This window comes from Vreelandella sedimenti (assembly GCF_013416325.1).
GTDB classification, from domain to species: domain Bacteria; phylum Pseudomonadota; class Gammaproteobacteria; order Pseudomonadales; family Halomonadaceae; genus Vreelandella; species Vreelandella sedimenti.
Genome location: NZ_JACCGK010000004.1, coordinates 106,391 through 130,959, shown reverse-complemented (window position 1 = coordinate 130,959; position 24,569 = coordinate 106,391). Strand labels below are relative to the sequence as shown.

Genomic DNA, 24,569 nt, shown 5'->3' with positions numbered 1-24,569 from the left:
TGAGAAAACGACGCTACACCTGCCCATAGCGCCCTGCGGCTTCGCCTAACCAGCGACGCACTAGTACGGCGGTGACTTCGGAGTTGCCCTGCAGCGTTTGTGCCATGGCGCTGACTCTCTCTAGCAGGTCGGCATCGCGCTCCAGGTCGGCAATTTTCATCTGCGCAAGGCCGGTTTGGCGGGTGCCGAGCACTTCGCCGGGGCCGCGAATCTCCAGGTCTTTCTCGGCGATGCGGAAGCCATCGGTGGTTTCGCGCATCACTGCCAAGCGCTGGCGAGAGCTTTTCGACAGCGGCGGATGGTAGAGCAACACACAGAAGCTTTCCGTGCTGCCACGCCCTACCCGGCCACGTAGCTGGTGCAGTTGGGAAAGCCCCAGACGCTCGGGGTTTTCGATAATCATCAGGCTGGCGTTGGGTACATCTACCCCCACCTCGATCACCGTGGTAGCCACCAGTAAATCCAGCTCCCCCGCTTTGAAGGCGGTCATCACCTCGGCTTTCTCGCTCGACTTCATCCGTCCGTGAACCAAGCCTACTGCCAACTCGGGCAGCGCTATGGTTAGCTCATCGCGGGTAACCTCGGCCGCCTGACACTGCAACACCTCTGATTCATCGATCAGCGTGCACACCCAATACGCCTGACGACCTTCGCTGCAGGCCAGCCGGATACGCTCAACCACTTCAGGGCGGCGTTCGTCGGGCACCACCACGGTTTTCACCGGCGTACGGCCGGGGGGCAGCTCGTCGATCACCGACACATCCAGATCCGCGTAGGCGCTCATGGCCAAAGTGCGCGGAATCGGCGTAGCGGTCATGATCAACTGGTGCGGAGTTAGCCCGCCCGCCTCACCTTTCTCGCGCAGCGCCAGGCGCTGATGCACGCCAAAGCGGTGCTGCTCGTCAATAATCGCCAGTCCTAAACACTGAAAATGCACGTCGTCCTGAAACAGTGCGTGAGTGCCCACCACCATACGCGCACGCCCATCGGCAATCGCCGCTTTGGCATCCAGCCGCGCCTTGCCTTTGAGCTTGCCCGCCAGCCACGCTACTTCGATCCCTAGCGGCTCAAACCAGGCTTTAAACGAGCGGTAGTGCTGCTCAGCGAGGATTTCAGTCGGCGCCATGATCGCCGCCTGGCAGTTGCCCGCCAGGGCGCTCAGCGCGGCCATGGCGGCGACCACGGTTTTTCCCGAGCCGACATCGCCTTGGATCAGCCGCAGCATCGGCGCCGGGCGGCTTAAATCGTGGCTGATCTCCTCCAGAACGCGGCGCTGGGCACCGGTTAAGGCAAACGGTAATTGGGCCAAAAAGCGCGCCTGCAGACTGCGCCCGGAGGGTAGCGTCGGTGCGCCATCCGCCTGAATACGCAGGCGAACTTCACGCAAGCTTAGTTGGTGAGCGAGCAGTTCTTCCAGCGCCAGCCGCCGAGTGGCCGGGTGCTGGCCACTGGTCAACTGCTCTATATTCACATCGGGAGGCGGCTGGTGCAGCAAGTGCAAACTAGTGTGTAAGCCCGGCAGTTGAAAGCGCGTGAGAAGCGCATCGGGTATTACATCGGGCAAGGCCTCGGGGGCGGTGTCCAGTAAACCAAGTGCCTGCTGTGCCAGCGCGCGCAGCCGCGGCTGGTTCAACCCTTCGGTGGTGGGATAAATAGGCGTGAAATACTCCTCCACCGGTGTCTCACTACCGCCACTGAGCCGGTATTCCGGGTGGTAGATCTCTAACCCGGTCGCCCCTGCCCGAGCTTCGCCAAAGGCGCGCACGGTTGCACCTGGGCGCATCTGTTGCTGCTGGGCCGGTGAGAAGTGAAAAAACCGCAGGCTCAAAATACCGCTAGCATCTCGCAGGCGCACCAGCAAGCTGCGGCGGCGCCCTTTGACTACGTCGCAAGCGGTCACTTCGCCCTCTATTACCGCCTCCTGCCCTGCGCGCAGCAGGCCAATAGGCGTAAGCCGCGTGCGATCCTGATAGCGCAGCGGCAGGTGGAACAACAGGTCGCTTACCTGCTCAATACCTAATCGACCCAGTTTCAGCGCCAGCGCTTCGCCTACGCCCTTCAGCGCGGTGATGGGCGCGGAAAGATCACTCATAGGGCGCTTTTCACGGCTTTAGTAGGTTGGCGGCAGTGGCTGATCGCCTGAATCAGCGCCTCAATAGCCTTGGGACGGGGAAAGCTCGCCCGCCAGGCGATCGCCACGGTGCGCGACGGCGCTGGCTCCACAAATGGCCGACTGGCAAGCATGGCATTTTCATACTGGTCGGTGCCCAGCGCAGACTGCGGCAGCACCGTAATACCTAATCGAGAGGCCACCATATGGCGAATGGTTTCCAGCGACCCGCCTTCGGCGATCAGCGTATTGTTGGGGCTGTTGAGTTTTTGGGTAATCGCCGGGCAGGCTTCCAGAATTTGATCGCGAAAACAGTGCCCTTCGCCGAGCAGCAGCAGGCGCTCTTCAAGTAAGTCCTCTTTATTGATCGCTTCCCGCTCGACCCATGGGTGGTTGGCAGGAATGAGAACTTCAAAGGCTTCGTCGTAGATTGGCTTGGTGACCACATCGGTTTCAGTAAACGGCAATGCCACAATAATCACGTCCAGCTCACCGCTTCTTAGCTTGGCGCGCAACGTACCGGTCATGCCCTCTTCAATATAAAGAGGCATTTGCGGGGCCGCGTTCGCCAGGGCAGGCACTAGATGGGGAAACAGGTAGGGCCCAATGGTGTAAATCGCCCCTATGCGCAGCGGGTTGGCCAACTGATCTTTACCCGCACTGGCGAGTTCAAAAATCAGGCTGCTCTGCTCCAGCACACGCTGGGCTTGGGCGACGATTTTTTCACCCAGCGGGGTAACCTGGACGGTGGACTTGGAACGCTCAAAGAGCGGCGTTTCGAGCTCTTCTTCCAGCTTTTTCACCGCCACCGAGAGCGTGGGCTGTGAAACGTGGCAGCGTTCTGCCGCGCGGCCAAAGTGACGCTCCTGGGCAAGGGTTACGATGTAGCGAAGTTCTGTTAAAGTCATAGCGGTGCCAGTGGCATCCTCTCGTAGCAGCTCGTGACTAGGGCTTGTATGAAAAAGTGTTGTATGCAAGTCCTTGCATCATGACAGTCAGCGAGATGGAAAGGACAAGCAAGCTCTGCCGTCGGTCTTCTCAACTGACAATATCTCAGTTCAATGTCATCGTTGGTAGAGACTTTGCATCTAATAGGGAATATTAATCAAGAGGAGTGAGCACGGTGAAGCTAACCGTACTGATTATCGGCTGTGGCGATATAGGGATCAACCTTGGGCACGAGCTGCTTGAGGAAGGGCACCAAGTGATTGGCCTACGCCGCAACGTGGAAGCCTTAAAAGACACCGGCATTACACCGCTGGCGTTAGACCTGGATAGCCTTGAAGAGGCCGATGCCAAAAGCCTGCCCCAGGCTGATTATGTGGTCTATACCGTCAGCGCTGACCGTTTCGAAGAGAGCGCGTATCAAAGCGCCTATCCGGAAGGTTTAAAGCGCGTGCTGAGCGTGATGGAGCAGCACAAAACGCCTCCGCGTAGGGTGTTCTTCGTCTCATCAACCAGTGTGCATGGCCAGCAGGAGGGCGAGGTCGTTAACGAAGAGAGCCCCACCGACCCCACTAGCTTCTCTGGCACTCTAATGTGCGAGGCTGAGCAGGCGCTGATCAATCACCCCCTGCCGGGTACGGTGATTCGCTTTTCCGGCATTTACGGCCCTGGCCGCGATCGACTGATTCACCAAGTCGCCGAAGGCCGCGTGGCTGCGATCACCCCGGTGATTTACTCCAACCGTATCCACCGCGACGACTGCACCGGCATTATCGCCCACCTAATTCGCTACCAGGAGGGCGGTGAGACGCTGGCGGATATCTACCTGGGTAGCGACTGCGAACCGGTCACCATGCACAACGTGATGATGTGGCTGGCTGAGCAGTTAAAAGTAGAAGCCACCGAGACGATGCAGTCCCCACTCCGCCGTCGAGCCAGCAAGCGCTGCGATAACCAGCGCATTATTGACACTGGCTATCAGTTCCGCTTCCCCAGCTACCGCGAGGGCTATGCACAGGTACTCAAAGAGGGCGGCTTTCTAGAGCTAAATAAAGCCTAGTCACCGATGACCATCACCGCTTCCGCTTCCACTTGGCTGCCTTTGGGTAGTGCTTTGACGCCAACGGCTGCGCGAGCGGGAAAAGGAGCGGTAAAGAACTCTTCCATGACTTGGTTAACAATCGCAAAGTTATCCAAGTCCACCAAGTACAGATTCAGCTTGACGATATCGCTTAGCGAGCCCGCCGCTTCTTCGCACACTGCCTGAAGGTTGGTGAAAACTTGGCGTGCCTGAGCTTCAAAATCCTCTGACACAATCGCCATAGTCGCGGGATCCAGCGGGATCTGGCCAGAGAGATAAACCGTGTTGCCCGCTTTAATGGCCTGGGAGTAAGGGCCAATAGCTGCAGGGGCTTTGCTTGTATTGATAACGGCCTTATTGCTCATACGTTGTTTCGCTCCTCTAATGGGTAACACTTAATTATTTAATACTGAAAAATAGTGATCGCTGCCGATTTATATCAGCATGTTGTTATCTATAGTATTAATTAGCGAGTCGGGTAATTTTGCCAACGTTGGGAAGGTTACGGATGCGTTTAATGATGCGTGCCAAATGCACACGACCTTTCACCGACAGCGTCAGATTGACGGTGGAAAGATGGGCATCGCGCTCTTCAATACCAATCCGCTCAATATTGGCATCGGCATCGGTGACCAGCCCGGCAAGCTCGGCGACTAGCCCACGACGGCTCTCAATTTCGATACGCAGCGCGACCGGGAAATCTTCATCAATGGTGTCCGACCACTCCAGCGCAAAGAGCTTATCAGGATCGTTTTTATCGGCGAAGTTCTTATCCACTACGTTTTTACACTCAGCGCGATGCACCACCAACCCTTTGCCTGTGGAAAGGTGGCCCACCACGGGGTCGCCTGGTAGCGGATGGCAGCAGCGCGCAAAGTTAATCACCATGCCTTCGCTGCCGCTGATCATGACGGCTTTGCTGCCATCCCCGTCTACAGGGTGTTCATAGCTTTCGCCATGCGCCGCAGCCACTAGGCGGCGTGCCACCACGTGGGTCATGCGGTTGCCCATCCCAAGCGACTCCAACAGAGCATCCTCAGAAGAGACATCCAACTCTTTGAAGGCGCGCTTAAGGGCGCTCTCATCCAGTTCTTCCAGACTGGTATCGAACGGCGCCAGGGCTTTATTGAGCAACCGTCGTCCCAGCATGACCGCTTCGGTCTGCTGCTGATATTTAAGCGCATGACGGATTGCCGAACGCGCCTTTGCGGTGGTCACAAAATTGAGCCAGGTAATATTGGGCTTCGCACCGGGGGCGGTGATAATTTCAAGCGTCTGACCACTCTCTAAGCGCGTCGAGAGCGGCGCCAAATGGCGATCAATGCGGCAAGCGATACAGTTATTGCCGATATCCGTGTGCACGGTGTAAGCGAAGTCGATTACGGTAGCACCCTGGGGCAGCTCCATAATGTCGCCTTTAGGCGTGAACACGTAGATATCGTCAGGGAACAGGTCGTTTTTAACGTGTTCGATAAACTCCAGCGAGTCGCCGGCGTGGCGCTGCATTTCCAGCAGGCCCTTAACCCAGGCGCGAGCACGTGCATGGCTGCCCTCGGCAATCGGATGGGAAGTCTGCCCCGCTTTATAAAGCCAGTGGGCAGCGATACCGTTATTGGCCATGGCCTCCATTTCACGCGTACGTATCTGCACCTCAATGGGCATACCGCGGGAGCCAAACAGGGTGGTATGCAGGCTCTGGTAACCGTTAGCTTTGGGAATCGCAATGTAGTCTTTAAAGCGCCCCGGTACTGGCTTATAGAGGTTATGCACCACGCCTAGAATACGGTAGCAGCTGGCCACATCTTCGGTAATGATGCGAAAGCCAAATACATCCATAATTTCGACAAAGGGCTTACGCTGGTCACGCATTTTTTTATAGATCGACAGCAGATGTTTTTGGCGTCCGATGACGGTGCCATTAAGCCCGTCATCGTCCAGGCTTTTTTGCAGGGAGGACTGTATTTCGCGCATGGCACTACGCCGGTGCCCCCGCGCTTTGGCAACCGCACGCTTGATGCGCTCCGAGCGCATGGGGTGAATCGCCTGAAAGGAGAGATCCTCAAGCTCGATACGAATCGTATTGATACCCAACCGCCCGGCAATTCGCGCGTAAATTTCCAACGTTTCACGGGCGATGCGACGCTTTTTATCTGGGCGTAGGGCGCCCAGGGTGCGCATGTTATGCAACCGGTCAGCCAACTTGACGATGATAACGCGAATATCCCGCGACATCGCCAGCACCATCTTCTGAAAATTTTCCGCCTGGGCGACGGCTTTGTCTTCAAAGGTGATTTGGGTAAGTTTGGATACCCCGTCTACCAGCTCTGCTACCGGCTTGCCAAACTGAGCCTCCAGGGCTTTTTTGGATACGCCAGTGTCTTCGATAACGTCGTGCAGCATGGCAGCCATCAGGCTTTGATGATCCATGTGCATATTGGCAAGAATATTCGCTACCGCCAGTGGGTGGGTAACGTACGGCTCGCCGGAACGCCGCCGCTGGCCGTCGTGGGCCTGCTCAGCATAGTAAAAGGCGCGTTTGACCTGCTGGATCTCATCCGAGGGTAAATAGCCGCCGAGTCTATCGGCCAGGTCATCAATGGTGAACATCTACCGCGCCTCTATCGGTTTCGTTGAAAACGTTAGTCGTCGATATGAGTAGGCGCCATAGCCGGGCGCGGACGAACAGCGGCTTCAACGGGCTCGTCCAGTACAGTGTGATCGACCAGGCCTGCGGCAATTTCACGCAGCGCCATCACCGTAGGTTTATCATTTTCCCAAGGTAGCAGAGCATCGCGGGAGCCGCGCGCCAGCTGACGAGCACGCTGGGTGGAAATCATCACCAGCTTGAAACGGTTTTCAACATTTTCAAGACAATCTTCAACGGTTACGCGAGCCATGGGAGCCTTCCTGTTATGACGGAACCGGGCCGACACCGTTATAAAAAAACCAACGGCACCGACCCAGCGAAAAAGATGATGTAGTGCAATACAATAGAAAGTAGTAGAACCGTATAGATTACTCGACCGTAGGCGCCTGTGACAAGAGCGCAGCCAACAGCGGCGCGTGGCGCTCGCTCATTACCGGGCGACTTAATCGACGGCTGATCACCAGTGACTGTAACTCCTGCAGCGCCGTGGTGAAGTCATCATTAACGACGAGGTAATCATATTCGTGGTAATGGGACATTTCACTCACCGCATCGCGCATCCGCCGGGCAATCACCGCATGCTCATCGGTGCCACGGCTAGCAAGACGTCGCTCCAGCTCCTCGCGGGAGGGCGGTAGAATGAAAATCGACACTGCATCAGGCATTTGTGAGCGTACCTGCTGAGCGCCCTGCCAGTCGATTTCCAGAATGACGTCCTGACCTGCCGCTAGCAATACCTCTACTGCCTGACGCGAAGTGCCGTAGTAATTATCAAATACTTTGGCATACTCGAAGAACTCACCCCGCGTGATCATCGCTTCAAACTCGGATACATCGGTGAAATGATAATTGACGCCATTCACCTCACCCTCGCGCTTGGCACGCGTAGTGTGCGACACCGACACTTGAATCCCATCCAGGCTTTCGATTAGCTCGCGCACCAAGCTAGTCTTGCCAGCACCGGAGGGGGCAGAAACGATAAACAGCGTACCTTGGGACATGAAGTACTTTCCCTTCAGTTAGCAAAATAAGTAGCGGAAAACGTAGTAAACGCAAGTAGAGCGACTGCAGCAGAGCAGCAAGGCTGCGCAGTATCGCACACCCAGCGCGACGACTGTAGCGTTGGTGGTGACATACAGGGAGGTAGGCATGCGCAGTACGCTATTTATTTTAGCCCTGATTGCGCTGGGCGTAGCTCTGCAAAAGGGCACCATTGAGATTCCCCGCCACTGGGCGCCATGGGCTCCATTGCATATTGACGACCCTATCACGCCGGTCACGCAACTGAAGCTAAGCCGCTTGGAGGATGACCGCAATGGCTGTTTAGCTGCGTTAGATACCGTCCCTGAGGGCGAGCTGCGCTATACACCATTGTCCGATTACGCCCCCATGGAGAGCTGCCCGCTTTCTAATATCGTGCGCATGCACTCTAGTGGGGTCGCGTTTAACCAGAGTTTCGTGGCCTCCTGCCCCATGGCACTGGCGTGGGTGATGTTTGAACGTCACGCGTTACAGCCTGTCGCCGAGGAGATTATGGGCAGCCGGGTGAGCCAGATTAACCACGTAGGTAGCTTTGCCTGCCGTAACGTTTATGGCCGCGAAACCGGCAGGCGCAGCGAACACGCCACCGCCGAAGCTCTGGATGTAGTGGGATTTCAGTTTGAGAACGGCCAGCGCATCACGCTAATCAATGACTGGGATGATGGGGGCGAGGAGGATGAGTTTTTACGCGCCGCGCGGGATGGCGCCTGCAATGCCTTCGGTAATGTATTGGGGCCGGATTACAACGCCGCGCATGCCGATCACTTTCATATGGGCATGCGCGGATTTCGGCTATGTCGCTAATAGATCAACCTATTACTTATTCGAGGTTGATGTCATCCTCATCCGTGGCGGCACCAGTGGCAGCACCAACGCCACCGCCGATAACGGCGCCTTGAACGACGCTACCACCGGTTACAGCAGCGGCACCCGCGCCAACGGCTGCACCCACACCGGCGCCGCTAGAGGCACGCTCTCCGGTAGTGGTGCCGCAACCCGCCAAGCCAATGGTTAACGCCACCACCGCGCCGAGGGTCACTATACGTGTCAAATTCAATACCTGAATGTGCATGGTCATCTCCTTATGGGTTACTACTCTTACACAGTAGAGAGAATTCGACTTTTTAGCCATGTTAATTATCACTGTTCGATAACTATGTAGCTGGTCAATATCTATGTAGCTGGTCAACTATGCAACGTTAACCAAAGCTATGCTCGCTGGGCCACGGCGCCGTAGGTGCGCTTCTCCAACCAGCGCCCAGCGGCAAAAATCACCAAGCCGCAGAGCGCCAAACCCGCACCGACTAAGCCCGTGCTCGACCAGCTAAAGCCAGCGCTGATTGCCAGGCCTGCAAGCCACGCCCCTAGGGCATTGGCACCGTTAAAGGCCGCGTGGTTCAGCGAGGCCGCCATGGTTTGGGCATCTTCCGCCACATCCATCAAGCGGGTTTGCAACGAAGGTGCCAGTGCCATACTGGTACCCACCAGGCCAACGAACAGCAACCCCGTCCAAACGTTATTCGCCGCAAAATAAAATAACCCTTGTACCACGCCACACCAGAGCAGAATGGTGGGTATGGCACGCATCAGGTTTTTATCCGCCATGCGCCCGCCGATTAAGTTACCGGCAATAGAGCCCAGGCCGAAAATGACCAGCACCAACGGCCCCAGTGCTTCGCTCATACCCGCCTGCTGGGTTAATGTCGGCATCACATAGCTAAAAATGGCGAACATGCCGCCGCAGCCAATGCAGGCAAGCGCCAGAGTAACCAACACCCGCTGTTTAAGCAGTGCTGACAGCTCACGTACAGGGCTTGCTAGGGTATCGACGGGCTGCACCGGTACATAGAACCGGATCAACAGAGCGGTGAGCAACGCAATGCCGCCGACACCCGCAAAGGCGATCTGCCAGCCCAATAGGTTACCCGCCCAGGTACCCAGCGGCGCACCGATCAGAATCGCCACGGTTAAGCCCATCATCACCCGGGAAACGGCCCGCGCCCGTTGGTCTATCGGCACTGCCCCCGCGGCCACCAGTGCGGCGATGCCAAAATAGGCGCCGTGAGGCAAGCCAGCCAGAAAACGCAGCCCTACGAATGACCAGAACCCCGGTGCCATGGCACTGGCAATATTGCCCACCGCAAATACCAGCATCAGCATAATCAACAGCGACCGCCTAGGTACTCGCGCGGCCAGCGCCGAAATCAGCGGCGCACCGACTACCACGCCCAAGGCGTAGCTGCTTATTGCGTAACCCACTTGCGGCACCGTTACCGCTAAATCACCCGCCACACGGTTCATCAGGCCCATAATGACGAACTCGCTGGTGCCGATTCCAAAGCCACCCAGCGCCAACACAAATTCAGCCAAGCGCGGGTTACGCGCCAGCCCTTGAGACGACGATGCTGTTGAATCCTGCATGTTTAACTCCTTGGGATACCACCCTGTTGGCATCTCGATTAGCGCTAAATGATCGCAGGATTAGACGAAAGTAGAAACATGCTGCGTTTAAAAAGTTAGCGTGCAAACTCAATAGTTAAGTTTGGCTGAATTGGAAATGTTTGGATACGGTGTTTGGCGGTCAGGCGCTAGGGGGTTCCACTGAAAGCAACCGCTCACGCAGACGACGGTTACGCGGCACCAAGCCGGTTTGCATACCCAAGGGGTGGAATACTTGGTTTAACAGCGCCAGTGTAGGGCTTGCCTTATCGGCTTCCAGATCAGACAAGGTGCGGCGACTGATACCCACCAACTCGGCATATTGTGTCTGCGACATTCCCAACACTTCGCGGCGTAGTTGACGCAGCACCTGCCCTGAGCTGATCTCTTCCCGCAGCAGCTGGGACAATAGCGCCATAAGTAGTGCCTCGCGCTCAATGCTAGAGAGTTCTTTGCGTTTCATACCAGCCCCCAGCGGCGCAGCTTAGCATCCAGATAATTCAACCCCACCGCATTCGATGCTAGCAACGCTTCCGGCACTCCCCGCGCAGCAAGTCGTTCTTTTAGCCCGACTAACTGACTCCCCAGCGCTTTTAGCTCTGCCATCAGTTGTTCGGGGGGCACATAGGCATTTAAGTTCTTCGCAATGGCGACCCAGTTGAATTCAGGGCCCTCTTCAAACGGCGCGCCCCAAGTGGTGGTGCGAATAATGCCTTCTGGGTCAGCCTTCATGGGCGCAAAATCGTAGACTGGCGCCAGCCAGATTCCCAGAGGCGTTTTCAACAGCGCCGTATTGCGACCATGGTTATCGCTGTTGGCAAAAGCAACATTAAGCAGATCACGTTTCACCCACTCGCTCACGAAACGCGACGTATCAAAATGACCTCCTAACTCGCGAACGCGGTATTGCTGGCTCAACAGGCCAACCAGTGCCTCAATCACGTCAAAATGGTTTAAGAAGCTTCCCGGCTGACGCTTCATCGCGGAATAAACCGACTCCAGCCCATACAGCGTTCGCTTCCCAGCGGGGTAATCAACATCAAAGCGGGGCAACCACAGCGATGGATAGCGCTCGCCTTCCAGTAGCCGCATCCTTTGAGTGTCGATCGTCGCTATGCCGAGTGACGCCAGCTCATGATAGAAATGGTATTCGGCGCGAAGGATATTGTTATCAAGCTCGGTGCGCTGGCCGCGAGGAAATTTCACCAGATAGTGCTGGTCGGTATTCGCCGGGTCATCCTGATAGGTATCGATCCAGACCTGATCGTTTGGCGAACAGCGTAGCAGTAGCTTAGGCGCTTCACCGCCAGCTCCGGTCGCACCACCCCCAGCGGCTCCCATTTGCTGCGCATAAGCAAGAAAATCGCTATCTCGATCCACAACATCACGTAAGGCAAAGCGCTGCTGCTCTAGCGTGCTACCTACTGGGCGCTCGGGAAGGGCCTCTTTAATACGTAAATTACCCACCGGAGCAATCGTCCCTTTAGCCAATAGGGCGTAATCTTGTTCAGCCTCAGTAAGCGCCGATATCCCCAACTGCGCGACCCAGTAACGGCGGCTGGCCCCAGAAGGCATGATATCGTCTAAAAAAGCGAACCAGCGTGGCGATTGATGAGTATTCATGAGTTCAATCGGCAAAAGCAGGCTGCAAGCATGCTCATCATCGCGATCCAGCCATTCAAGGGCATAATCGGTGATATAGCCCATACGCGCAGGTCCTCGACGACCTTGCTCTGGGTGCTCAATCACCAGCTCAGCGGCATCGTGCCACTGGCCATGATGAAATGTCTGGATGGTTAGCAACGTGGGACACCTTAATTGAGCAGTTAATAACTGAGCAGCTTAATGCTCAATAGTGTAGCCCAAGGTTCCTGAATGTGCATTTTAATACTCATAAATATATAAAAACTCAATTAGTGAGCAATATAATACTCATTTTAACCAGGAGTAATAATGCCAGCTGATACCCCATCTTTTAACACGATTGAACACGCCATGGCTGAACTCGCCAAGGCTGACCCCGATATCGCCCGCGCCCTACCGCTAGTCGGAGCGCCCTCGCCTCGCGAGCGTGATAAAGGCTTTGCGACGTTCTTCTCGACTATCGTTAGCCAGCAACTATCTACCGAAGCGGCTCGCGCGATTATGGGTCGTGTAAATACACTGCTGCCCGAGCTTCACGCTAAAGCGGTAATAGAGATAGAGGGCCAAGCGCTGCGCGATGCGGGGCTTTCCTGGCGCAAGATCGAGTACGCTAAAGGGCTGGCAGAAGCAGAGTTGGCAGGCACTTTTAGCGCCGTGGGGCTTGAACAGCTAAGCGATGATGAAGCCATTGCCGCGATTACCGAGCTACGCGGCTTTGGCCGTTGGAGTGCTGAGATCTATCTGATGTTCTCGCTGCAACGCCCAGATATCTTTCCTGCCGATGATCTAGCTCTGCGGGTTGCGCTTGGCCGCTTAAAAGGCATGGACGATAAACCCACGCCTAAACAGGCCCGCCAGTTGGTGGAGCACTGGTCGCCCTGGCGCAGCGTGGGTTCGCTGTTTCTGTGGCACTACTATCGCGGCGAGCCGCTTTAAATACTAAGCATCCAGCCCGCCAAACTTACCGTTCTGATAGTCGTCGACCGCCTGAACGATTTCTTCGCGGGTCGTCATTACAAAGGGGCCGTGGGAATAGACCGGCTCATCGATCACCTCGCCATGGCCAAACAGCAGGCGCGCGTCGCTGTTAGCTTCGATGTCGAGGCTATCACCATCGCGATCCACTTCAATCAGATGATGGGCCTTAACGGGCTCGCCACCTACGGTGACATCGCCATCCACCACGTAGAGAAACACCTGCCGCCCAGGTGCTACGGGTAACTGTTCCTGGCTACCGGCAGGCAACCTCAGCGTCGACATAAACACACCTGTGAGCGTCTCGATAGGGCCAGCACGATCCTGCCACTCACCGGCAATCAGGTTCAGCTCACCGCCGCCGGGTAAAGCGATGGCAGGTATGTCTGCCTGTTGCAGCCCTACGTAGCGCGGCTCGCTCATTTTCAAGCGCGACGGCAGGTTGACCCACAGCTGCAGAATTTCCAGCGGGCCACCTTCGCGCAAAAACTCGGGCGGCGAAATTTCCGCATGCACAATACCGCTACCCGCGGTCATCCACTGCACGCCGCCCGCGTTGATCACGCTTTGATGCTTAGCGCTATCGGCGTGGGCCAACGAGCCTTCCAAAATAAAGGTGACCGTTTCAAAGCCCCGGTGCGGGTGCGGGCCAAACGGCAGGCCACGGTTATTGGTCGGATAGGTCTGCGGGCCGTGATGGTTGAGAAACAGAAACGGATCGAGCTGTTCAAGCTGCGGCCCCGGTAGTGGCCGACGAGTAACTAAATCGCCGATATCATCGCGCTTGGCCGGATGCTGAGCGATCACCCGGCGCACTGTTTGGTTAGTATCTGATGGCATAACTGACTCCTTATCAATACCGCCCAGCGTAAAACCTACGGCAGCAGATGAGGAGCGAATAATTTGCCCCGTTTCATTGAAGGAAATTGTTATCTAAAATCTCAGCGGTTTCCTCAGAACTTCGTGACCACCGTCACACCCGCCCCTTCAAATTTATCCATGTTCATCAGCGCATCAATCGACTGCTCAAGAGTGATTCGTTTGCCGATAAGCTTTTCAGGCGCCAGCTTTCCAGACTTGATCATCGCCAGCATGGCGTCATAACGGTGGGCCTGCATGCCGTGGCTACCCAGTATTTCAAGCTCATGGGCAATGACCTTGCTCATGGGAATGGCGGGTGTGCTGTTCTCGGCCAACATCAACCCGACCTGGACATGCTTACCACGTTTACGCAGATTGCTGATGGAGTTAAAGCAGGTCGTCGGGTGGCCCAGCGCATCCAGCGATACGTGAGCACCTCCCCGGGTTATCTCCGCAACCGCTTCGACCACATTGGGTACCTTGGCAGCATTCACGGTGGCAGTGGCACCCAGTTGGCGAGCCAGATCAAGCGCCTCTTCCGAAATATCGATGGCCACCACGTTGGCACCGACGGCGTTGGCAATCATCACGGCAGAGAGGCCAACCCCACCGCAGCCGTGGACAGCCACCCACTGCCCTGCCGATGTTTTGCCTTGATCCACTACCGCCCGAAATGAAGTGACGAAACGACAACCCAAGCTGGCTGCCGTTGCGAAGTCGAGCGTCTCGGGCAGCGCGACCAAATTGACATCGGCGTAGTGAATACTCACATACTCAGCAAAGGAGCCCCAGTGCGTGAAACCCGGCTGAAACTGGCTATCGCACACCTGGTGGTTGCCAGAGTGGCACTCAGGGCAAGTACCGCAACCGCCAACGAATGGAACCGTGACGCGGTCGCCAATGCGCCACTTTTTTACGTCTTTACCCACAGCTTCGACTACGCCGGAAAGCTCATGGCCCGGCACATGGGGAAGTTGAATATCGGTATCGTGCCCCACCCAGCCATGCCAGTCGCTGCGGCACACCCCATTCGCCATCACCTTCACAACAACGCCATGCGGCTCAGGGGTGGGATCAGGCAGTTGCTGGATCTGTGGTGGGGCGGAAAATTGCTCAAAAACAACGGCTTTCATAAATAATTCCTAATCTATATCGTTTTTTTACTTTATAAAGTCTCATGCGGATAAGAAGCAAATTATTGGCCGCTAACGCTTAACCGCCCCACGACCTGCAACGATTCATCCACTGGACGCACCACGATCATCTCCCCCGAACCAACGCCGCCCCCCATCAGTGCGGTGATATTGACCTGGTGGGTGACCAGCAGCAAATTACCCGGCCCCTGCCATGCGGCAATCTGCTCTTGGAAGGTTGCGCTGAGTCTCGCAGCGGCCACGCTCAAATTCCGGCGGGTCACCAATGCCTGGGGCCAGGGAGTGGCGCATGAGAATCACCAAGCCGCCTTCTTGGAGTGCTTGCCAAGTGGCGTCGTTTGCCTGGGCAGTGGTCGAGAATATGCTCAACACAGCGAGCAGCAGGGCTAACGTGAAGTGGCGTAGGATGGGCATAGGGTAGAGTTCTCCATCAATGGCAAACAAGAACCGCTCTTGCCCAGTTCACCGATTGTCTGGACAAAAGTTTGATGTCACCAACTTGCGCAATATGCGCTAGTGATATCAAAGCTTTCCAAAACGGAACGCAGTGCGTACCGAATTGAGCTGGACTCACTACCTCACTTTGCTTCGGGTGGAAAATGCTCAAGCCCGTGACTGGTATTTGCACGACGCTATCAATCAAAGCTGGAGCACTTAAAACTAGGACTATATTCCCACAATTATACAAAAGATGGGAATATAGTCCTTACTTTACGTGCATCGATTTGCTAATTTTAAAAGATGGACTATATTCCCATTACATCTTTAAAAATGGGAATATAGTCCCTTCATTGGTGATTGTATGGCAAAGCGGAATTTACACAGTGTGCTGTTTCCAAAGCAGCGCAAAATTCTCACTCATTTTGGTGAGGATTTGTTGCTAGCAATGAAGCGACGAGGGTTGACCAAAAAAATGCTCTGCGAGCGAACAGGTTTTGATCATAAAACCGTGAACAAGGTGTTCGCTGGCGATCCTGGTGTGGCAATTGGCACCTATTTGAAAATTATGGCTGTGTTGGGCATGGAAAGTAACTTCTCTGAAGTGGCCGCACATGACGAGCTAGGCATCAAACTGCAAAACATCAAACTTCTGGAAGGTTCAAAATGAGCCGTGAGTTGGTAGAGGTTTATGCGGATTGGCATCCCATTGAGCAACCATTATTAATTGGTCTGTTGGCTTATAGTGACTCAAGTCGTGGCGGCGTATTTAGCTTTGCCTATGCCAGAACTTTTTTAAAATCACCCTACTGTTTGCAAATTGACCCCTTGCTGACTCTGCATGCCGGTGAGTTTCACAATGACGAAGCAGATAAAAACTTTCGTGCATTTTTAGATTCATCGCCAGATCACTGGGGACGTATTCTGATGCAGCGCAGGGCGGCTATCGAAAATCGCAAAGGTATTCGGCCGAGTAATCGATTAACGGAGCTCGATTATTTGCTTGGGGTACATGATTCCTACCGCATGGGTGGAATTCGCTTTAAAAGACCAGACTCACCTCATTTTCTTGATAACAATGCCGAATTTTCGGCGCCACCCATGGCAGCGCTTCGCGAGTTAGAGCATGCCGCCATCCAAATTGAAAAAGACAATAACATCGACAGTGATGAATACTATCGGTGGTTAAAAATGTTGATTTCTCCAGGCTCTTCTTTGGGCGGTGCAAGGCCAAAAGCCTGTGTTACTGACGAGCAAAATCACCTGTGGATAGCCAAATTTCCAAATTTAAACGACACTTTTGATGTCGGGGCGTGGGAGATGGTGTGTTATGAGCTTGCATTAGCGGCCGGTATTGAGATGTTTCCAAGCGAGATCCGAAAATTCTCGACTCAGCATCATACCTTTTTGACCAAGCGCTTTGATCGGATGGGTGACAAACGCCTACATTTTTCATCCGCAATGACGCAGCTCCAGTACTATGATGGTGAGCATTCCCACGGTGCTAGTTATCTTGAAATCGCAGAATTCCTCTCTAATCAGGGCGCACAAACAAAAGCTGATCTTGCCCAATTATGGCGACGGATTGTGTTTAACATTGCGGTGTCGAACACAGATGACCACTTGCGTAATCACGGTTTTCTGTTGACTGACAAGGGCTGGAAGCTATCACCTGCTTACGATTTAAACCCCATTGTAGGAAAGCAAGGCCTTCACCTGAATATTACCGATGCAGACAACGCGCTTGACTACCAGCTAGCCTTTGAAGTGCAAGCTTTCTTCAGGCTCACGCAAACCGAGGCAATGCAAATTTACGATGAGGTTTTAAATGCCGTGAAACAGTGGCAATTGATTGCACAGCGATTAGGGATCAGCCGAGCTGAGCAAACTTTGAAGCAAGAAGCCTTTAATGTTTGAGTAATGTCAGTATCAAGCACAACTTCTCTTTATTCGGTTCATAATTCTGAAATTCCTGAATAATCGGGAATATAGTCCTATTATTTTATGTCGATAGTATCGACGTAAACCAAGATTGCTCAGCGCAGCAGCGCATTCTTAACTTGTCCGATGTCAAAACCGTAAGTACCTTTGTCCGCTGCACTATTAAAGCATTGATGACCAGTGGTGATTTCCGCACTCCATTCTTATTGGCGCCTGTCCCGTGGCCTGGTTGAGCGATATCTACTGGTAGATTTAAACCTACCGTGCAGGTGCTGGTCACGAGCGTAAAGCCAGCCTGCCCAGTAACACCTCCCACGCATGTGCTGTGTAAAAGGATAGTATTTTGGATGATTAACCTCATGACAACCCGGTCACCGCCTAGTAAACCGCCAGTAGGCTAACAGGGCTCTTTAGCCATTCTTGAACGGGTAAAAAATCTATTCGATGTTTTGAATCTGCTCCCGCATCTGCTCAATCAACACCTTCAACTCCACCGCGCAGCGGGTCGTCTCAGCGACCACGGATTTTGACGACAGCGTGTTGGCTTCGCGGTTGAGTTCCTGCATTAGGAAGTCCAAACGGCGGCCTTTGGGGCCTTTCTGGGCGAGCTGGTGGCTCACTTCTTCTATATGCGTGGTTAGGCGGTCTAGCTCTTCATCCACATCAGCTTTTTGCGCCACCAGTACCAGTTCGGCTTCCAGGCGCTGCGGGTCGAGTTCAGTTTTGGCAACCTCCAAGCGTTCCAGCAGTTGGGCGCGTTGGCGCTCTAAAATCTGCGGCAGCAAGCTACGCACGGTGGCTACCTGCTCACTTACGGCGGTAAGTCGGGTGGTGATCATCTCGGCGAGCTTTTCGCCTTCACGGGCGCGGGCGTCGATCAGCTCATTCAGCGCCTGATCAAACAGCGCTTTGGCGGCGGCCTTTATAGCGTCTTGGTCAAGGTGCTGGGTTTCCATCACACCGGGCTGGTTGAGTAGCGCAAGCGTGGTGGGTGGCACGGCGCTGGGCACTTGCTGCTGTATGGCGGTTAGCGCATCAGCAATGGCGGCTAGGCGAACGCTGTTAACGGCGGGGGCTTGGGCGGTTTCGGCGCTCTCAAAGCGAACACTGCACTCGACTTTGCCACGGGCTAAACGGGTGCGCAGCGCTTCACGCAGCACTGGCTCTAGGTCACGCAGGCTTTCGTGCAGGCGGAAGTGAGGCTCTAAATAACGCTGATTCACTGAGCGAATTTCCACCTGCAGCGTGCCAAACGGGGCAGCCTGCTCGGTGCGGGCAAAGGCGGTCATGCTGTGTACGCGGCTGGAAGTGGCCATGTTTCATCCTGGTAGTGAATAACGGTGTATAAAGCATTGCCCTAAATGGCTAGCCTATTCATTCGATTAAATAAGTGCTGTGCAAAAGAGCGCATCAAACACCCATTATTTCTGGCTGAACCTCTATGAGCAGTTGCGGATCCCGCGGTGGAGTATCAATCAGCTCGAAGACGCGGTCGATCATCTCGATCACATTTTGCCGAACCATCATCAAACGCGGATGAAAGGCAGCGGCAAGGGGATCCCAGTCAAAACAACCAAAAATAATGTCATCTAGATAATAGCCATTTAGCTGTAACCCGCGAACGATGCCCTCAAGAGAAATCGTGGAGTTGACGAACATAGCACTGGGCAGAGTAGAGCGATTACGCAGGTATGTTTCCAGCGCAGCCTGGGCCTTATCGGCAGCATAATCGCAAGGGAGGATATTCTCTTCTGCCGTCGCCAGTCCCACTTCCTCTCTCGCTTGCTTGAAGCCGGCAATACGCTCGCGGGTATTGTGATCTTCATCACGGCCGCCAATAAATAGCACAGGATCATCACTGCGCTTCTCTTCAGTAAGGCGGTTGAGGATGGCATGGGTAAGCTGTCGCGCGCCCTCACGGTTATTGGAAATAACCGACGGGGCCTTACTGCCAGGAAGGTCGAGATTAATGCTTTGCACGCCGCTCTCTGCACACATCTGTGCAATCGTATCCGGATCCGTTGCGCCGGTGCATACCAGGCACTCGACACGGTAAGCCAGCATCATTCGGGCTGCTTCACACTCTTGCTTGGGATCTCGATTCGTACACGAAACAATCGCAAACAGCCCCCGTCGACGTGCTTCTGATTCGAAGTGTTGGGCTATCGAACTGAAATAGCGGTTGTCGTAAAGCGGCAGAATCATACCGATGATACCTGAGCGCTCGCGCCGCAAGGCACGGGCCTGCATGTTGGCCGAGTAGCCTTCCGACTGGGCGAGCGAAAGAATTTTGCTGGCGAGTTTCTTACTGATGCGACGGCGCTGCCAAGTGCCGTTGAGCACAGCACTGACGGTACTGGGCGATGTTTCTGCCAACCTCGCCAGGTCGTAAATAGTCAGCCGCTTGGATGAAGAGTCGCTAACCACGTGGCAGCTCCTTGCGATTAGATAAAAGTAGCATTGACGTGATGATGCAATAGATCAATCCTACGCTATGCACAACCGATTGTGCATGCTCGATTAAATGACAATAACGATAGCGATGACGCATCGCTTAGGTACCACTCAACGTATCCAGCACTGTGTAAAGCTTCTATGCATTAAGTTCTTATGCATTAAATTCCTATGCATTGTGAGGCTCGGAAGCGTCTGCGCCATTTCATTTGACCATGGCGCAACGTACAGCAGCACTATTAAAGCGCTTCAATGCACTCTATTCCACTGACTGGGTCAGCCAACAGCAAGCAGGAAATCACAATGAAATACAAAGCACTTCTTACCGCAGCTACGCTAACAGGCATTATCGGCAGCACCGGCGCAATGGCTCAGGAGTCTCCTACGATTGCCGTGGTCGCCAAGGTGGGGGGCATCCCCTGGTTCAATGCCATGGAAATGGGCATCGAACAAATGGGTGAAGAGCTTGGATTAGAAGCCTATATGGTAGGCCCTACCAGTGCTGACCCCGCCCTGCAGGTGCGTGCGATAGAGGATCTGATCAGCCGTGGCGTTGATGTCATTGGTGTTGTCCCGAATGATCGCGAGGTTCTTGAACCGGTATTGGAACGGGCACGTGATCAGGGAATTATCGTACTGACCCATGAAAGCCCCGAATCGGTCAACATCGACTACGACTTTGAAATGATTTCAGCGCAGCAGTTAGGTGAAGAGCACGCCAAGCTATTGGCTGACAGCACCGGCTGCGAAGGCTCTTATGCCGTTTACGTTGGCGGCCTCAGCGTGCCCGCTCACAACGCCTGGGCAGATGCTGCCGTGAACTGGCTCGATGATAACTGCTCGGGCTTGACCCAGGCCGCTGATCGTTTCGGCGTTGCCGAAAGCGTCGATGACAGCCGCAACACTACACTGGACTTGCTGCGTGCCCACGAAGACTTGGCCGGCATCATGTCGTTTGGTAGCCAGGGAACCATAGGCGCTGCTCGGGCCGTGAAAGAGCGGGGGCTGGAAGGGGATGTGGCCGTTATGGGCCTGTTCTCTCCAGGCCAGGGGCGCCGCCTGGTACACGAAGGTGTGATTACCGGTGGTTTCCAGTGGAGCCCTCTGGACGCGGGCAAAGCGTTCGTTGCCCTGGGTGAAATGCTCTATAACGGCGAAGAGATTACCGATGGCGCCGAATTGCCGGTACTGGGTGAAATTACCCTGGACGGCAAAACGATCTTTGCCTCAAAGCCACTCAAGCTGAGCAAAGATACCGTGGATGAGCTGGCCGAGCTCGGCCTATAAGACTGCGCTTATTGATCGTGTATAGGCTGCCGCGCTCCTGATGAGCGCGGCAGTGATGTTAAGAGAGGAGCCTCCAATGGGCGATATCGCGATTCGAGCGCGTCACGTTAGCAAGATTTTCGGTCAAAGCCGGGTGCTCGATGATGTCGAATTCGAACTTCGCCGGGGTGAGGTGCTTTGCCTTGCAGGTGAAAACGGTTGTGGCAAAAGCACGCTCATTAAAATTATTAACGGCGTATACACGCCTGAAGAGGGGGTAGAGCTTTCGTTTGGCGATGAAACGCTCTCTGCCATTAGCCCGATAGAGGCGCGCAACCGGGGCATCCATGTGATCTGGCAAGATCTCGCTCTGTTCCCGCACCTGACCGTCGCGGAAAATATCGTCTTCGATGACTACGTTGCCAAGCCTTGGCGGCCTATTTCCTATAAAGATGCGCTGACGCAATCCCGTGAGATCATCCAGCAGTTTGGCCTAGACCTGGATCCGATGGCCCGTGTTGAAGACCTTTCGATTGCCCATCGTCAACTCGTTGCGATTTGCCGCGTGCTGCGTGCAGGGGCCAGTATCATTTTTATGGATGAGCCCACCGCCTCGCTTACCTATAAAGAGGTGCAGACACTGCTGGGCATTACCCGCTCACTGGCGGCGAAAGGCATTTCCATTGTCTTGGTCAGCCACCGGCTGGTGGAAGTGTTGGAGGTGTGTCAACGCGTGACCGTGCTCCGCAACGGGAAGTTGGTCGGCACCTACCCCACCGAGGGGATGACCCAGGCACGACTTTCAACCCTGATGACCGGGCTTGAACTTGAGTTTACCCCCCGTGCTGAAACACACAAAGGCGCCCCAGTACTGGAGCTTAAAAACTTAAGCCGTGAAGGGGAATTTGAAAATGTCTCTTTCACCCTGCATCGCGGTGAAATTCTTGGCCTGACGGGCTTGCTGGGCGCAGGGCGTACCGAAATAGCCCACACGATTTTTGGGATGACCCAGCCCACTTCAGGGCAGCTGCTAAAAGAGGGTCAACCGCTGACGCTAAACTCCAACCGCGATGCAGTGCACCATCGCATTGCCTACCTCTCTGAAGACCGACTCAATCTTGGCCTGGTGCAAAACCAGTCCATCAATATGAATACCGCAGTGACAGTACTACCAAGGCTGGAAAAACCGCGCTTTTTTCTCTCCCCTCAGCGCATCAAGGCACTGACCGTCCACTGGATTGAGCAGCTTAAAACCAAGGTGAGTGATGCCGAGCTTGCGGTCTCCTCATTATCCGGTGGTAACCAGCAACGCATTGCACTCGCCAAATGGCTAGCCACCGAACCCGAGGTTCTCATTCTTGACTGCCCGACGATTGGCGTCGATGTAGGCGCCAAAGCCGGTATTTTCGACATCATCAGAAATCTTGCCGACCAGGGCATGGCCATCATTCTGATTTCGGATGAAGCAGGAGAAATCTGGATGAACGCAGATCGTGCGCTCGTATTGCGCGACGGGCGCATCTACTCCGAGGTCATACCTGCGGAGACCACGGAAGAAGCGCTGGAGGCGATCATCAATGCATAAACGACTGCTAAACAGAAGGATCGGCACTGAAGGTACGCTATTGAGCATCCTCATGCTGCTGTGCGTGGTGTTAGCACTTGCGACCGACAGCTTTCTCACCTTTCAGAACCTGTTTGACCTGCTTAACAATCAGTCGGTCAATATCATCTTTGCAGTGGGCCTGGTCGTCGTTCTGATTGCGGGTGGGATAGATATTTCCTTCGCAGTGGCGGCATCCGTGGTGCAGTACGTGGTGCTGTCACTGCTGATCAATTACCTGGGCGGGGGCAACTGGTTGCTTGGCATCCTGCTTTCGATGCTGGTTGGCATGCTACTGGGGCTCTTCAATGCGCTGCTGATCCACCGCTTCCGAATCGTTTCGATCATCGTCACTATTGGCACATTTAACCTGTTTTTCGGCCTCTTGATGTACTTCACCAGTGGGGTGTCCATCTACGATATTCCCGATTGGCTCTACTACTCCGTTCCACTGCTTGACCTACCTGCCGAACGCGGATCAGCCACGCTCTACTTACCCGCGGCAGTCATGGTGGTGATGGTAATACTCACCTGGTTCATTCTGGCCCGTACCGGTTTTGGTCGCGCGATCTACGGTTTCGGATCAAACCCCGAGTCTGCTCGCCGCTCTGGCGTTAGTGTCTGGAAGATCCATGCCTTTGCCTACGGCTGGCTGGGGCTATGCGCGGGGGTGGCGGGCCTGATGCAGGCACATATCGTACAAGAGGTCGTGCCCAACGCCTTGATAGGCCAGGAGTTGCCAATTCTGGCGGCTGTCGTGCTAGGCGGCGCCACCCTGGGTGGCGGGCGTGGCTCAGTGCTCGGCGCCGTACTGGGTGTGCTGCTTCTCGCCATCGTCCAAAACGGCCTGAACCTGCTGGGCGTCACTCCTTACGCCTTCCGCATGATTGTCGGGCTGATTATCTTGATTGCGATCACCACCAGCAACCTAGGCAACCTGTTGCCCCGCACCACCAAGGCGAGGAACGTATGAATAAGCGCCTGAATAAACAGCCCTCCACGGCCGGACTCCGCCTTGGTGGCGATACCCTTGAAGTGGCCGCCATGACGGCTCTGCTCATCGGCAGTATTGGACTCTTCTCGCTACTGGCACCAGGCTTTCTGACCGCCACTAATTTTGGCTCAATGTCGATGCAGTTGCCGGAGCTGGGGTTACTCTCATTGGCGATGCTGCTGCCCATAATTTCCGGTGGCCTGAACCTCTCGGTTACCTTTACCGCCAATATCGCAGGGCTGATGACCGCCTGGCTGGTTCAGGGGTTACTCGCGGGCATGGGCATACTAAGCGTTCCCATGGCGATTATCGCCGGGCTTGCCGTTGGCGCTGCCGCAGGCTTTTTGATTGGCGTTATCGTTGCCTATGTGGGCGCCCACCCCATTTTGGTTTCTCTTGGGGCAATGATTTTTCTGCAGGGTGTGGGTGAGTTTTTAACCCGCGGTGGCGGTATGTCAGGCATGCCGGAGGTATTTCAAACCATCGGCAGCGGCAGTTTTCTGGGCATTCCAATCCCCATGCTGATCTTTCTCGCCGCTGCCGCAGGGTTGATCTACATCATGCATTTCACCCGCACTGGCTTTTCGATTTATATGCTGGGCTCCAACCCTCGCGCGACGGAGTACTCGGGCATTAACGTCAAGCGCGTCCTGATCACCGTCTACACGATTTCCGGCATTTTGGCAGGGCTAGCAGGCATGGTAATGCTCGCCCGCTTTAACTCTGTACGTGTAGGCCACGGCGAGAGCTACCTACTGATTACGGTTTTGGCCTGTTTTCTGGCCGGGGCAAACCCCTTTGGTGGCTTTGGCCGCGTACTGCCACTGGTGCTGGGCTTGATGAGCCTGCAGGTAATCGCTTCCGGCATGAACCTGATGGGCGCCAGCCAGCATCTAGCCACCGCGGTATGGGGGGCTTTTCTAATTATTGTAATGGCACTACGCATGCCATTTATTAAACAGTCGTGAGTAAGGTT

At 54.9% G+C, this 24,569-nt stretch carries 25 protein-coding genes and 1 pseudogene; 10 read left to right on the top strand and 16 right to left on the bottom strand.

Going from position 1 to position 24,569, the window contains the following annotated elements:
• Window positions 1-13 precede the first annotated feature (13 nt).
• Window positions 14-2,092 carry an ATP-dependent DNA helicase RecG gene (recG, locus tag HZU72_RS05535; RefSeq protein ID WP_180090907.1) on the bottom strand — a complete coding sequence of 693 codons (2,079 nt, stop codon included), beginning with the start codon at window positions 2,090-2,092 and terminating at the stop codon, window positions 14-16.
• Window positions 2,089-3,018, bottom strand: coding sequence for a hydrogen peroxide-inducible genes activator (locus tag HZU72_RS05530; protein ID WP_022521096.1), 930 nt, complete (start codon window positions 3,016-3,018; stop codon window positions 2,089-2,091). The genes recG and HZU72_RS05530 overlap by 4 nt, the downstream gene beginning before the upstream one ends.
• A gap of 215 nt (window positions 3,019-3,233) precedes the next feature.
• Here HZU72_RS05530 and HZU72_RS05525 point away from each other — a divergent pair, with 215 nt between their 5' ends.
• Window positions 3,234-4,115 (top strand): SDR family oxidoreductase, encoded by an 882-nt coding sequence (locus HZU72_RS05525; protein ID WP_180090906.1) that lies wholly within the window; start codon window positions 3,234-3,236, stop codon window positions 4,113-4,115.
• Here HZU72_RS05525 and ridA read toward each other — a convergent pair.
• The 4 genes from ridA to gmk form a co-directional block, all read right to left on the bottom strand.
• A complete protein-coding gene (gene ridA, locus HZU72_RS05520) occupies window positions 4,112-4,501 on the bottom strand; it encodes a deaminase RidA (protein WP_022521094.1) in 390 nt (129 codons plus the stop codon). The genes HZU72_RS05525 and ridA overlap by 4 nt on opposite strands.
• Window positions 4,502-4,598: 97 nt before the next feature.
• Window positions 4,599-6,743 carry a RelA/SpoT family protein gene (locus HZU72_RS05515; protein ID WP_180090905.1) on the bottom strand — a complete coding sequence of 715 codons (2,145 nt, stop codon included), beginning with the start codon at window positions 6,741-6,743 and terminating at the stop codon, window positions 4,599-4,601.
• Window positions 6,744-6,775: 32 nt separating this feature from the next.
• Window positions 6,776-7,033: a DNA-directed RNA polymerase subunit omega gene (gene rpoZ / locus HZU72_RS05510; RefSeq protein WP_007112267.1), complete on the bottom strand. Its 258-nt coding sequence runs from the start codon at window positions 7,031-7,033 to the stop codon at window positions 6,776-6,778.
• Window positions 7,034-7,151: 118 nt separating this feature from the next.
• Window positions 7,152-7,784, bottom strand: a complete 633-nt coding sequence (gene gmk, locus HZU72_RS05505; protein ID WP_180090904.1) for a guanylate kinase — start codon at window positions 7,782-7,784, stop codon at window positions 7,152-7,154.
• A 148-nt stretch (window positions 7,785-7,932) separates the two neighbouring features.
• Here gmk and HZU72_RS05500 point away from each other — a divergent pair, with 148 nt between their 5' ends.
• The gene (locus HZU72_RS05500; protein ID WP_180090903.1) at window positions 7,933-8,628 is read left to right on the top strand and encodes an extensin-like domain-containing protein; all 696 of its coding nucleotides are present in this window, start codon (window positions 7,933-7,935) and stop codon (window positions 8,626-8,628) included.
• A 16-nt stretch (window positions 8,629-8,644) separates the two neighbouring features.
• Here HZU72_RS05500 and HZU72_RS05495 read toward each other — a convergent pair whose 3' ends face one another.
• The 4 genes from HZU72_RS05495 to HZU72_RS05480 all read right to left on the bottom strand — a co-directional run bounded on the left by HZU72_RS05495 (window position 8,645) and on the right by HZU72_RS05480 (window position 12,066).
• On the bottom strand, window positions 8,645-8,896 hold the full coding sequence (locus tag HZU72_RS05495; RefSeq protein ID WP_180090902.1) for a YMGG-like glycine zipper-containing protein: 252 nt from the start codon (window positions 8,894-8,896) through the stop codon (window positions 8,645-8,647).
• A 137-nt stretch (window positions 8,897-9,033) separates the two neighbouring features.
• The gene (locus HZU72_RS05490; RefSeq protein ID WP_022521089.1) at window positions 9,034-10,245 is read right to left on the bottom strand and encodes an MFS transporter; all 1,212 of its coding nucleotides are present in this window, start codon (window positions 10,243-10,245) and stop codon (window positions 9,034-9,036) included.
• Window positions 10,246-10,405: 160 nt separating this feature from the next.
• Window positions 10,406-10,726 carry a helix-turn-helix transcriptional regulator gene (locus tag HZU72_RS05485; RefSeq protein ID WP_180090901.1) on the bottom strand — a complete coding sequence of 107 codons (321 nt, stop codon included), beginning with the start codon at window positions 10,724-10,726 and terminating at the stop codon, window positions 10,406-10,408.
• Window positions 10,723-12,066 (bottom strand): type II toxin-antitoxin system HipA family toxin, encoded by a 1,344-nt coding sequence (locus tag HZU72_RS05480; RefSeq protein ID WP_180090900.1) that lies wholly within the window; start codon window positions 12,064-12,066, stop codon window positions 10,723-10,725. The genes HZU72_RS05485 and HZU72_RS05480 overlap by 4 nt, the downstream gene beginning before the upstream one ends.
• A 150-nt stretch (window positions 12,067-12,216) precedes the next feature.
• Here HZU72_RS05480 and HZU72_RS05475 point away from each other — a divergent pair, with 150 nt between their 5' ends.
• Window positions 12,217-12,843: a DNA-3-methyladenine glycosylase family protein gene (locus tag HZU72_RS05475; RefSeq protein ID WP_180090899.1), complete on the top strand. Its 627-nt coding sequence runs from the start codon at window positions 12,217-12,219 to the stop codon at window positions 12,841-12,843.
• A gap of 3 nt (window positions 12,844-12,846) precedes the next feature.
• Here the strand turns inward: HZU72_RS05475 and HZU72_RS05470 are convergent, their stop codons facing one another.
• The 4 genes from HZU72_RS05470 to HZU72_RS23770 form a co-directional block, all read right to left on the bottom strand.
• Window positions 12,847-13,722, bottom strand: a complete 876-nt coding sequence (locus HZU72_RS05470; RefSeq protein ID WP_180090898.1) for a pirin family protein — start codon at window positions 13,720-13,722, stop codon at window positions 12,847-12,849.
• Window positions 13,723-13,835: 113 nt separating this feature from the next.
• Window positions 13,836-14,876: a zinc-dependent alcohol dehydrogenase family protein gene (locus HZU72_RS05465; RefSeq protein WP_180090897.1), complete on the bottom strand. Its 1,041-nt coding sequence runs from the start codon at window positions 14,874-14,876 to the stop codon at window positions 13,836-13,838.
• 62 nt (window positions 14,877-14,938) lie between these two features.
• Window positions 14,939-15,073, bottom strand: a complete 135-nt coding sequence (locus HZU72_RS23990) for a hypothetical protein (RefSeq protein ID WP_268896255.1) — start codon at window positions 15,071-15,073, stop codon at window positions 14,939-14,941.
• 1 nt (window position 15,074) lies between these two features.
• On the bottom strand, window positions 15,075-15,341 hold the full coding sequence (locus HZU72_RS23770; protein ID WP_235975995.1) for a histidine phosphatase family protein: 267 nt from the start codon (window positions 15,339-15,341) through the stop codon (window positions 15,075-15,077).
• A gap of 88 nt (window positions 15,342-15,429) precedes the next feature.
• Here HZU72_RS23770 and HZU72_RS23765 point away from each other — a divergent pair.
• The 3 genes and pseudogenes from HZU72_RS23765 to HZU72_RS05445 form a co-directional block, all read left to right on the top strand.
• A pseudogene (locus HZU72_RS23765) lies at window positions 15,430-15,555 on the top strand (DUF1016 N-terminal domain-containing protein); the annotation flags it as partial.
• Between the two features lie 144 nt (window positions 15,556-15,699).
• On the top strand, window positions 15,700-16,005 hold the full coding sequence (locus HZU72_RS05450) for a helix-turn-helix domain-containing protein (protein WP_008957106.1): 306 nt from the start codon (window positions 15,700-15,702) through the stop codon (window positions 16,003-16,005).
• Window positions 16,002-17,252, top strand: a complete 1,251-nt coding sequence (locus HZU72_RS05445) for a type II toxin-antitoxin system HipA family toxin (protein ID WP_180090896.1) — start codon at window positions 16,002-16,004, stop codon at window positions 17,250-17,252. The genes HZU72_RS05450 and HZU72_RS05445 overlap by 4 nt, the downstream gene beginning before the upstream one ends.
• A gap of 461 nt (window positions 17,253-17,713) precedes the next feature.
• Here HZU72_RS05445 and HZU72_RS05440 read toward each other — a convergent pair whose 3' ends face one another.
• Complete coding sequence (locus HZU72_RS05440; RefSeq protein WP_180090895.1) at window positions 17,714-18,592, bottom strand: YicC/YloC family endoribonuclease; 879 nt, start codon at window positions 18,590-18,592, stop codon at window positions 17,714-17,716.
• Window positions 18,593-18,686: 94 nt separating this feature from the next.
• Entirely contained in the window at window positions 18,687-19,703 is a 1,017-nt protein-coding gene (locus HZU72_RS05435; RefSeq protein ID WP_180090894.1) for a substrate-binding domain-containing protein, read from the bottom strand.
• A 330-nt stretch (window positions 19,704-20,033) separates the two neighbouring features.
• Between HZU72_RS05435 and HZU72_RS05430 the strand changes: the two genes are divergently transcribed.
• The 4 genes from HZU72_RS05430 to HZU72_RS05415 all read left to right on the top strand — a co-directional run bounded on the left by HZU72_RS05430 (window position 20,034) and on the right by HZU72_RS05415 (window position 24,561).
• The gene (locus HZU72_RS05430; protein WP_180090893.1) at window positions 20,034-21,017 is read left to right on the top strand and encodes a substrate-binding domain-containing protein; all 984 of its coding nucleotides are present in this window, start codon (window positions 20,034-20,036) and stop codon (window positions 21,015-21,017) included.
• A gap of 76 nt (window positions 21,018-21,093) precedes the next feature.
• The gene (locus HZU72_RS05425) at window positions 21,094-22,581 is read left to right on the top strand and encodes a sugar ABC transporter ATP-binding protein (protein ID WP_208457971.1); all 1,488 of its coding nucleotides are present in this window, start codon (window positions 21,094-21,096) and stop codon (window positions 22,579-22,581) included.
• Window positions 22,574-23,572, top strand: a complete 999-nt coding sequence (locus HZU72_RS05420) for an ABC transporter permease (RefSeq protein WP_180090892.1) — start codon at window positions 22,574-22,576, stop codon at window positions 23,570-23,572. The genes HZU72_RS05425 and HZU72_RS05420 overlap by 8 nt, the downstream gene beginning before the upstream one ends.
• Complete coding sequence (locus HZU72_RS05415) at window positions 23,569-24,561, top strand: ABC transporter permease (protein ID WP_180090891.1); 993 nt, start codon at window positions 23,569-23,571, stop codon at window positions 24,559-24,561. The genes HZU72_RS05420 and HZU72_RS05415 overlap by 4 nt, the downstream gene beginning before the upstream one ends.
• The last annotated feature ends 8 nt before the right edge of the window (window positions 24,562-24,569 follow it).

What these genes read in the sequence shown, in the direction of transcription:
- recG (WP_180090907.1), bottom strand. Translation starts at nt 2,092, where the DNA reads ATGAGTGATCTTTCCGCGCCCATCACCGCGCTGAAGGGCGTAGGCGAA.
- HZU72_RS05530 (WP_022521096.1), bottom strand. Translation starts at nt 3,018, where the DNA reads ATGACTTTAACAGAACTTCGCTACATCGTAACCCTTGCCCAGGAGCGT.
- ridA (WP_022521094.1), bottom strand. Translation starts at nt 4,501, where the DNA reads ATGAGCAATAAGGCCGTTATCAATACAAGCAAAGCCCCTGCAGCTATT.
- HZU72_RS05515 (WP_180090905.1), bottom strand. Translation starts at nt 6,743, where the DNA reads ATGTTCACCATTGATGACCTGGCCGATAGACTCGGCGGCTATTTACCC.
- rpoZ (WP_007112267.1), bottom strand. Translation starts at nt 7,033, where the DNA reads ATGGCTCGCGTAACCGTTGAAGATTGTCTTGAAAATGTTGAAAACCGT.
- gmk (WP_180090904.1), bottom strand. Translation starts at nt 7,784, where the DNA reads ATGTCCCAAGGTACGCTGTTTATCGTTTCTGCCCCCTCCGGTGCTGGC.
- HZU72_RS05500 (WP_180090903.1), top strand. Translation starts at nt 7,933, where the DNA reads ATGCGCAGTACGCTATTTATTTTAGCCCTGATTGCGCTGGGCGTAGCT.
- HZU72_RS05495 (WP_180090902.1), bottom strand. Translation starts at nt 8,896, where the DNA reads ATGCACATTCAGGTATTGAATTTGACACGTATAGTGACCCTCGGCGCG.
- HZU72_RS05490 (WP_022521089.1), bottom strand. Translation starts at nt 10,245, where the DNA reads ATGCAGGATTCAACAGCATCGTCGTCTCAAGGGCTGGCGCGTAACCCG.
- HZU72_RS05485 (WP_180090901.1), bottom strand. Translation starts at nt 10,726, where the DNA reads ATGAAACGCAAAGAACTCTCTAGCATTGAGCGCGAGGCACTACTTATG.
- HZU72_RS05475 (WP_180090899.1), top strand. Translation starts at nt 12,217, where the DNA reads ATGCCAGCTGATACCCCATCTTTTAACACGATTGAACACGCCATGGCT.
- HZU72_RS05470 (WP_180090898.1), bottom strand. Translation starts at nt 13,722, where the DNA reads ATGCCATCAGATACTAACCAAACAGTGCGCCGGGTGATCGCTCAGCAT.
- HZU72_RS05465 (WP_180090897.1), bottom strand. Translation starts at nt 14,876, where the DNA reads ATGAAAGCCGTTGTTTTTGAGCAATTTTCCGCCCCACCACAGATCCAG.
- HZU72_RS05450 (WP_008957106.1), top strand. Translation starts at nt 15,700, where the DNA reads ATGGCAAAGCGGAATTTACACAGTGTGCTGTTTCCAAAGCAGCGCAAA.
- HZU72_RS05445 (WP_180090896.1), top strand. Translation starts at nt 16,002, where the DNA reads ATGAGCCGTGAGTTGGTAGAGGTTTATGCGGATTGGCATCCCATTGAG.
- HZU72_RS05440 (WP_180090895.1), bottom strand. Translation starts at nt 18,592, where the DNA reads ATGGCCACTTCCAGCCGCGTACACAGCATGACCGCCTTTGCCCGCACC.
- HZU72_RS05430 (WP_180090893.1), top strand. Translation starts at nt 20,034, where the DNA reads ATGAAATACAAAGCACTTCTTACCGCAGCTACGCTAACAGGCATTATC.
- HZU72_RS05425 (WP_208457971.1), top strand. Translation starts at nt 21,094, where the DNA reads ATGGGCGATATCGCGATTCGAGCGCGTCACGTTAGCAAGATTTTCGGT.
- HZU72_RS05420 (WP_180090892.1), top strand. Translation starts at nt 22,574, where the DNA reads ATGCATAAACGACTGCTAAACAGAAGGATCGGCACTGAAGGTACGCTA.
- HZU72_RS05415 (WP_180090891.1), top strand. Translation starts at nt 23,569, where the DNA reads ATGAATAAGCGCCTGAATAAACAGCCCTCCACGGCCGGACTCCGCCTT.